A 7157-nucleotide genomic window follows, 5' to 3' on the forward strand; every position below is an offset into this window, starting at 1 on the left:
CCGCAGTACGGCGTCGCCATGGTCAACGAACTGGCTGCGCCGGTCGACCGGCCGATCAGCTTTCGCATCACCTCCGCATCGGTGATGAACTCCTTCTACATTCCAGCACTGGCCGGCCAGATCTATGCAATGCCGGGTATGGAAACCAGGCTGCACGCCGTCATAAACAAGTCCGGCGACTATGAAGGGTTCTCCGCCAACTACAGCGGCGCCGGCTTCTCGGGAATGCGCTTCGCGTTCCACGGCCTGGACGATGCCGGTTTCCAGGCATGGATCGCGAAGGCAAAGGACGGCGGCGGCAAGCTCGACCGAAACGGCTATCTGGAGCTCGAACAGCCCAGCGAGAACCAACCAGTGCGCCACTATGCGGCGGTGGATGCCGATCTCTACAAGGCGATCCTCAACATGTGCGTCGAGCCCGGCAAGATGTGCATGAGCGAGATGTCGCAGATCGATGCCAAGGGCGGTCTGGGAATGGCCGGCATCCGCAATACCCTGCCGCTGCTGTATGACAAGTTCGCCCGGCGCGGCACGATATTCGGTCCTGCCCCATCCTATGTCGCCAGCATATGCACGACCGAAGAAGCACTGGCGGCTTCGAAGGCCGATCAATCCGCCACGCCGGTGACCTCGACGCCGATCGTCGGCGCCGGTCTGCAACGGCCACTGCCCCTGTCGATCCGACTGCCGTCACCTTCCGCAACCGGCACGCTTCGGTCGCCCTTCAACTCCTGAGGCGCCACGCAAGACATGTTCGACAATCCTGCTCTTCTCAAGGCGATCTTCGGCCGGCTTACGCTCGAGTCGCTGCCGCTGCACGAGCCCATCGTGGTCGCGACCTTCATAGTCGTCGCGCTGGGCGGCGTGGCACTCGTCGGCGCACTGACCTATTTCAAGCTCTGGGGCTATCTGTGGCGCGAATGGTTCACCAGCGTCGACCACAAGCGCATCGGCGTGATGTACATGGTGCTCGGCATCGTCATGCTGCTGCGCGGCTTCAGCGACGCCATCATGATGCGGCTCCAGCAGGCGATGGCCTTCGGCGGTTCGGAAGGCTATCTCAATTCGCATCACTACGACCAGATCTTCACCGCGCACGGCGTGATCATGATCTTCTTCGTAGCGATGCCGCTGGTGACGGGCCTGATGAATTTCGTCGTCCCGCTGCAGATCGGCGCGCGCGACGTGTCGTTTCCATTCCTCAACAATTTCAGCTTCTGGATGACGGTCGGCGGCGCGGTCATCGTCATGATGTCGTTGTTTGTCGGCGAATTCGCGCGCACCGGCTGGCTCGCCTACCCGCCGCTGTCGGGCATCGGCTACAGTCCCGATGTCGGCGTCGATTACTATATCTGGGCGCTGCAGGTGGCGGGTGTCGGCACGCTGCTGTCGGGCGTGAACCTGGTCTGCACCATCGTCAAGATGCGCGCGCCTGGCATGACCATGATGAGAATGCCGATCTTCACCTGGACCGCGCTTTGCACCAATGTGCTCATCGTCGCCGCCTTCCCGGTGCTGACGGCGGTGCTGGCCCTGCTGGCTCTCGACCGCTATGTCGGCACCAACTTCTTCACGAACGACTTCGGCGGCAATCCGATGATGTACGTGAACCTGATCTGGATCTGGGGCCACCCCGAGGTCTACATCCTGATCCTGCCGGCCTTCGGCATATTTTCGGAAGTGACCTCGGCCTTCTGCGGCAAGCGGCTCTTCGGCTACACGTCGATGGTCTACGCGACAGTCGTCATCACCATCCTGTCCTACCTGGTCTGGCTGCATCACTTCTTCACCATGGGATCGGGAGCGAGCGTCAACTCGTTCTTCGGCATCACAACGATGATCATTTCGATCCCGACAGGCGCCAAGATATTCAACTGGCTGTTCACCATGTATCGCGGCCGCATCCGCTTCGAACTGCCAATGATGTGGACCGTCGCCTTCATGCTGACCTTCACTGTCGGCGGCATGACCGGCGTGCTGCTCGCGGTACCGCCGGCCGACTTCGTGCTCCACAACAGCCTGTTCCTGGTCGCGCATTTCCACAACGTCATCATCGGCGGCGTGCTGTTCGGCCTGTTTGCCGGCATCAGCTACTGGTTCCCCAAGGCATTCGGCTTCCGGCTCGATCCGTTCTGGGGAAAGATGTCGTTCTGGTTCTGGGTGGTCGGCTTCTGGTTCGCCTTCATGCCGCTCTACATCCTCGGCTTGATGGGCGTAACGCGCCGGCTGCGCACCTTTGAGGATCCCTCGCTGCAGATCTGGTTCATTATCGCCGCCTTCGGCGCCTTCCTGATCCTGCTTGGGATCCTGTCCTTCCTCATCCAGATCTTCGTCAGCGTGCGCCGGCGCGAGCAGCTTCGCGACGATACCGGCGATCCGTGGGACGGGCGCACCCTCGAATGGGCAACCTCGTCGCCGCCCCCGGCCTACAATTTCGCCTTCACGCCCGTCGTCCACGATCTCGACGCCTGGGCGGACATGAAGAATCGCGGCTACCAGCGTCCGTTGACGGGCTTCCGCGACATCCACATGCCGCGCAACACCGGAGCCGGCGTCGTCCTGGCCGGGTTGAGCGTGGTGCTTGCCATGGCGCTCATCTGGTACATCTGGTGGCTGGCGATCGTCAGCTTCGTCGCCCTGATCGGCTACGCCATCGCGCATACCTTCAACTACGACCGGGACTTCCACATTCCGTCCAGTGACGTCACCCGCGTCGAGGACGAGCGGACACGCCTGCTCGCAGCCACCAGCCAGGCGGGATAAGCACCATGGCACACGCCGACACGGTGATCGACGACACGGTCTTCCACCTGGAAGACGACCACGGCCATGCCGAGAGCGGCAGCAGCACCATGCTCGGCTTCTGGATCTACCTGATGAGCGACTGCCTCATCTTCGCGATGCTGTTCGCGGTCTACGGCGTGCTCGGTGGCAATTACGCGGCCGGACCCGCGCCGAAGGACCTGTTCGATCTTCCGCTGGTCGCGCTGAACACCACCATGCTGCTCCTGTCCTCCATCACTTACGGCTTCGCGATGCTGGAGATGGCGAAGGGACGGGTGAAACCCATGCAGGTGTGGCTGGTGATCACTGGCCTGTTCGGCCTCGCCTTTCTCAGCATCGAACTCTACGAATTCGCTCATTTCATCCACGAGGGGGCGACGCCGCAGCGCAGCGGCTTCCTGTCATCGTTCTTCACGCTGGTCGGAACGCACGGCCTGCACGTCACCTTCGGCCTGGTCTGGCTGGTGGTGCTGATGGTGCAGGTCTCCAGGCACGGGCTGATCGCCGCGAACCAGCGGCGCCTGATGTGCCTGAGCATGTTCTGGCACTTCCTTGACGTCATCTGGATCGGCGTCTTTACCTTCGTTTATCTGATGGGAATGTTGCGATGAGCGCCGGACACCACACAGACACCAGCGACCAGAGCCACGCGCATCACGGCGTCGATCACGGCTCGCTGCGCGGCTATCTGACAGGTTTCGGCCTGTCCGTCGTGCTGACCGCCATTCCCTTCTGGCTGGTCATGACCAACGCGCTCGGCAATCAGATGGCGTCGGCGATTGCCATCATGGCCTTCGCCTTCGTGCAAATCATCGTCCACATGGTGTTCTTTCTGCATATGAACACCAGGTCGGAGAGCGGCTGGACCATGATGGCCCTGATCTTCACCCTCATCCTGGTGGTGATCGCGCTGACGGGCTCGCTCTGGGTCATGTACCATCTGAACGTCAACATGATGCCCGGCCATGACATGAGTCAGATACCCTGAGAGAGGGACCTGGCTTTGGACGAACAGGCGCGGACGACACTGCATCCGAATACAGGCGGCGGCCAAAGGGTTACGCGTTCGAGATGGACGCTGTTGATGCTTTGCCTTTGCGGTGCCATCGGCGTCGCAGGGTTCTCGGCGCTCGGTATCTGGCAGCTGGAGCGCCGCGTCTGGAAGCTCGACCTGATCGAGCGTGTCGACCAGCGTCTCAAGGCAGTACCTGTGGCCGCCCCGGCGCCTTCGGCCTGGCCAGAGATCAACGCCAGGGATGACGAGTATCGCCAGCTTGCCGTCACGGGCCGGTTTCTCGGTGATCGCGAGACCCTGGTCCAGGCGGTCACCGATCGCGGCGGTGGTTTCTGGGTAATGGCGCCGTTCCGAGCGGATGATGGCTTCACGATTCTGGTGAACAGGGGCTTCGTGCCGACGGACAAGCGCGATCCGGCAACCCGCCTCGCAGGCAAGCCCTCGGGCGATCACACCGGAATTAGCGGCCTGCTGCGCCTGACCGAACCGAAGGGCGGCTTCCTGCGCAACAACGATCCGGCCGCCAACCGCTGGTATTCGCGCGATGTGCAGGCAATCGCCACGACGCAAGGCCTCGGGCAGGTCGCTCCTTATTTCATCGATGCCGATGCCGCGCCCAATCCGGGAGGGTGGCCGGTCGGCGGCCTGACGGTCGTTTCGTTCCACAACAACCATCTGGCCTATGCCCTGACATGGTTCGGGCTGGCCTTGATGGTGCTGGGCGCGGTCGTCTATCTGTTGCGGCAGACTGGGAAACACGGCGGGGGCTGACCGCTGGCCGAGGCAAAGCTGAAAGGAGCAGGCAGGGCAGGCTTCCCGGCACCCCGTCTCAGGCTGGAGCACCTAGCTAAAACCGCTGGCGAAACGCGACCGATTTGCGTATCACTCCGCCGCCATTGGAGCCCTAGCGATGTTTGAAGCCCTGCAGCCCGCCCCCGCCGACAAGATCCTCGCCCTGATCGGCCTTTATCGAGCCGATCCGCGTCCAGACAAGGTCGATCTCGGTGTCGGCGTCTACAAGGATCGCGACGGCAAGACGCCGGTCATGCGCGCCGTGCGCGAAGCGGAAAAGCGCCTGCTGCAGGGTCAGGACACCAAGACCTATCTCGGCCTTGCCGGCGATACTGGCTTCAACACGGTAATGGCCAAGCTCGCCTTCGGTTCGGGCGCCGACATGACGCGCATCCGTGCCGCGCAAGCGCCCGGCGGCTCCGGCGCACTGCGGCTGGTGGCGGAACTGCTGAAGCGGACACGCTCGGATGCAACCATCTGGCTGTCGGACCCGACCTGGCCGAACCACATGCCGGTAATGCGCGCCGCCGGCCTGCAGATCCGTGAATATCCCTATTTCGATGCCGCCTCGGGCGCCGTTCGCTTCGACGACATGCTGGCAGCCCTGCGGACCGCAAAGAGCGGCGACGTCGTGCTGCTGCATGGCTGCTGCCACAACCCGACCGGCGCCAATCTGGATGCGGGCCAGTGGGCTGCCGTTTCCGATCTGGTCGTCGAGCGCGAGCTGCTGCCGTTTGTCGACATCGCCTATCAGGGCTTTGGCGATGGCCTCGAGGCCGATGCCCTCGGCTTGCGCCTGTTGGCGGCAAAAGTTCCGGAAATGGTCGTCGCCTCGAGCTGCTCGAAGAATTTTGCTGTCTACCGCGACCGCGTCGGCGCGGCGATGATCCTGGCCAGGGACGGCGCACAGGCGGATGTGGCGATGAGCCAGATGCTGTCGGCGGCGCGCGCCATGTATTCGATGCCGCCGGACCATGGTGCGGCGGCCGTGCGCATGGTGCTCGAAGATGCCGCCTTGCGCGCCGACTGGGAAGCCGAGCTCGAAGAGATGCGCCTGCGCATGCTCAGGCTACGCGTGCAGTTCGCCGAGGCGCTGCGCCGGCAGTCGAATTCCGACCGTTTCGATTTCGTCGCCAGCCATCGCGGCATGTTCTCCCGCCTTGGGCTCACGGAAGCGCAGGTCGAGCGACTGCGTGCCGAGCACGGCGTCTACATGGTCGGCGACAGCCGCATCAATGTCGCCGGCCTGCCCGAGGACGGCATGGACGAACTCGCCAAGGCGATCGTTTCGGTTCTTGATTGACGCGGCTTGTCTGTGGACAAGGCACTCTCGCCGGCTGACAGCGTTGGCCGCGCGGCCGGCCGCGCGATAGCATCAGCCCTATGACACCATCGAAAGACATTTCGCGCCTGATCGAGATCATGGCGGCGCTACGGGCGCCGAAGACCGGCTGCCCCTGGGATATCGAACAGGATTTCTCGACCATCGCGCCCTATACGATCGAGGAAGCCTATGAGGTGGCGGATGCCATCGCGCGCGGCGATCTCGACGATCTGCGCGACGAACTCGGCGACCTGCTGCTGCAGGTCGTCTATCATGCCCAGATGGCCGAGGAGGCCGGTGAATTCTCGTTCCCTGACGTGGTGCAAGCCATCACGACGAAGATGATCCGTCGCCACCCACATGTCTTCGGCGACGAAAAAGCCCGTAGCGCCGGCATGGCCAAGGGCATGTGGGAAAAGATCAAGGCCGAAGAGAAGGCGGAGAAGCGAAGCGCCCGCCTCGCGCGTGGTCTCGACCCCGAAGACAACGGCAAGGGGTTTCTGGACAGCGTTCCGGTCGCCCTGCCGGCGCTGACCCGGGCGCTGAAACTACAGGAGAAGGCCGCCCGCGTCGGCTTCGACTGGAGCGAAGCGGCGCCCATCCTCGACAAGATCGAGGAAGAGATCGGCGAATTGCGCGAGGCCCTGGCCAAGGGCGACACCGCCTCGATCAAGGATGAGTTCGGCGACATGCTGTTTGCCGTCGTCAACCTCGGCCGTCACCTCAAGCTCGATTCCGAAGCAGCGCTAAGCGGCACCAACGAAAAATTCCGCTCGCGCTTCCACTATGTCGAACAGGCCCTGGAAAAATCCGGCAGCACGCTGGAAAAGGCTGATCTGGCCGAGATGGAAGCGCTCTGGCAGGAAGCAAAAAGCGCGAAATAACCCGTACTAACCGTTGTTTTTACGACGCAATCTGCTTTCGATCTCTTCGCGGGCGCTTTGCGTGGCCTTGAGCGAGATGGTGGCGCTGCCGTCATCATTGTCGCTTCGCGAAACGACATCGCCATTGCGGTAAAGCCAGTCGACAAGGCCGAACTGGGCCGGCTCGATCGTCACGGTGAGGTCTTCGAGTTCGCCCGCCATCCGTGTTTCGATGATCGCCTTCAGCGCATCAATGCCCTCGCCGGTCACCGCCGACACCGCAATCGGCGGCGCCTTGTTGGCATCGGCGCCGTCGGCAAGCAGCCGGGTCCGGTTGCCTTCGTCGAGCCGGTCGATCTTGTTCCACACTTCTATCACG

Annotated in this window: 7 protein-coding genes and 1 pseudogene; 7 read left to right on the forward strand and 1 reads right to left on the reverse strand. The window is 62.8% G+C overall.

Translation table 11 applies throughout. From position 1 onward, the window contains the following. The 7 genes from EOC06_RS28715 to mazG form a co-directional block, all read left to right on the forward strand. The coding region (locus EOC06_RS28715) for a ubiquinol oxidase subunit II (protein WP_206631274.1) at positions 1-735 on the forward strand (735 nt) is incomplete at its 5' end. A gap of 15 nt (positions 736-750) precedes the next feature. Then, positions 751-2763 carry a cytochrome o ubiquinol oxidase subunit I gene (cyoB, locus tag EOC06_RS28720; RefSeq protein WP_128309393.1) on the forward strand — a complete coding sequence of 671 codons (2013 nt, stop codon included), beginning with the start codon at positions 751-753 and terminating at the stop codon, positions 2761-2763. Between the two features lie 5 nt (positions 2764-2768). Beyond that, a complete protein-coding gene (cyoC, locus tag EOC06_RS28725) occupies positions 2769-3395 on the forward strand; it encodes a cytochrome o ubiquinol oxidase subunit III (RefSeq protein ID WP_127270912.1) in 627 nt (208 codons plus the stop codon). Beyond that, positions 3392-3772, forward strand: coding sequence for a cytochrome o ubiquinol oxidase subunit IV (gene cyoD, locus EOC06_RS28730; RefSeq protein WP_128309394.1), 381 nt, complete (start codon positions 3392-3394; stop codon positions 3770-3772). Before cyoC ends, cyoD begins: the two co-directional genes overlap by 4 nt. A gap of 96 nt (positions 3773-3868) precedes the next feature. After that, the gene (locus EOC06_RS28735; protein ID WP_128309395.1) at positions 3869-4570 is read left to right on the forward strand and encodes an SURF1 family protein; all 702 of its coding nucleotides are present in this window, start codon (positions 3869-3871) and stop codon (positions 4568-4570) included. Positions 4571-4709: 139 nt separating this feature from the next. Beyond that, complete coding sequence (locus tag EOC06_RS28740; protein WP_128309396.1) at positions 4710-5894, forward strand: amino acid aminotransferase; 1185 nt, start codon at positions 4710-4712, stop codon at positions 5892-5894. 80 nt (positions 5895-5974) lie between these two features. Then, a complete protein-coding gene (gene mazG / locus EOC06_RS28745; RefSeq protein ID WP_128309397.1) occupies positions 5975-6799 on the forward strand; it encodes a nucleoside triphosphate pyrophosphohydrolase in 825 nt (274 codons plus the stop codon). Positions 6800-6805: 6 nt separating this feature from the next. On the opposite strand, the pseudogene EOC06_RS28750 reads toward mazG, so the two are convergent. After that, a pseudogene (locus EOC06_RS28750) lies at positions 6806-7157 on the reverse strand (GTPase HflX); the annotation flags it as partial.

Origin of the sequence: Mesorhizobium sp. M7A.F.Ca.MR.362.00.0.0 (assembly GCF_004023175.1) — a bacterium.
Classification (GTDB): Bacteria; Pseudomonadota; Alphaproteobacteria; order Rhizobiales; family Rhizobiaceae; genus Mesorhizobium.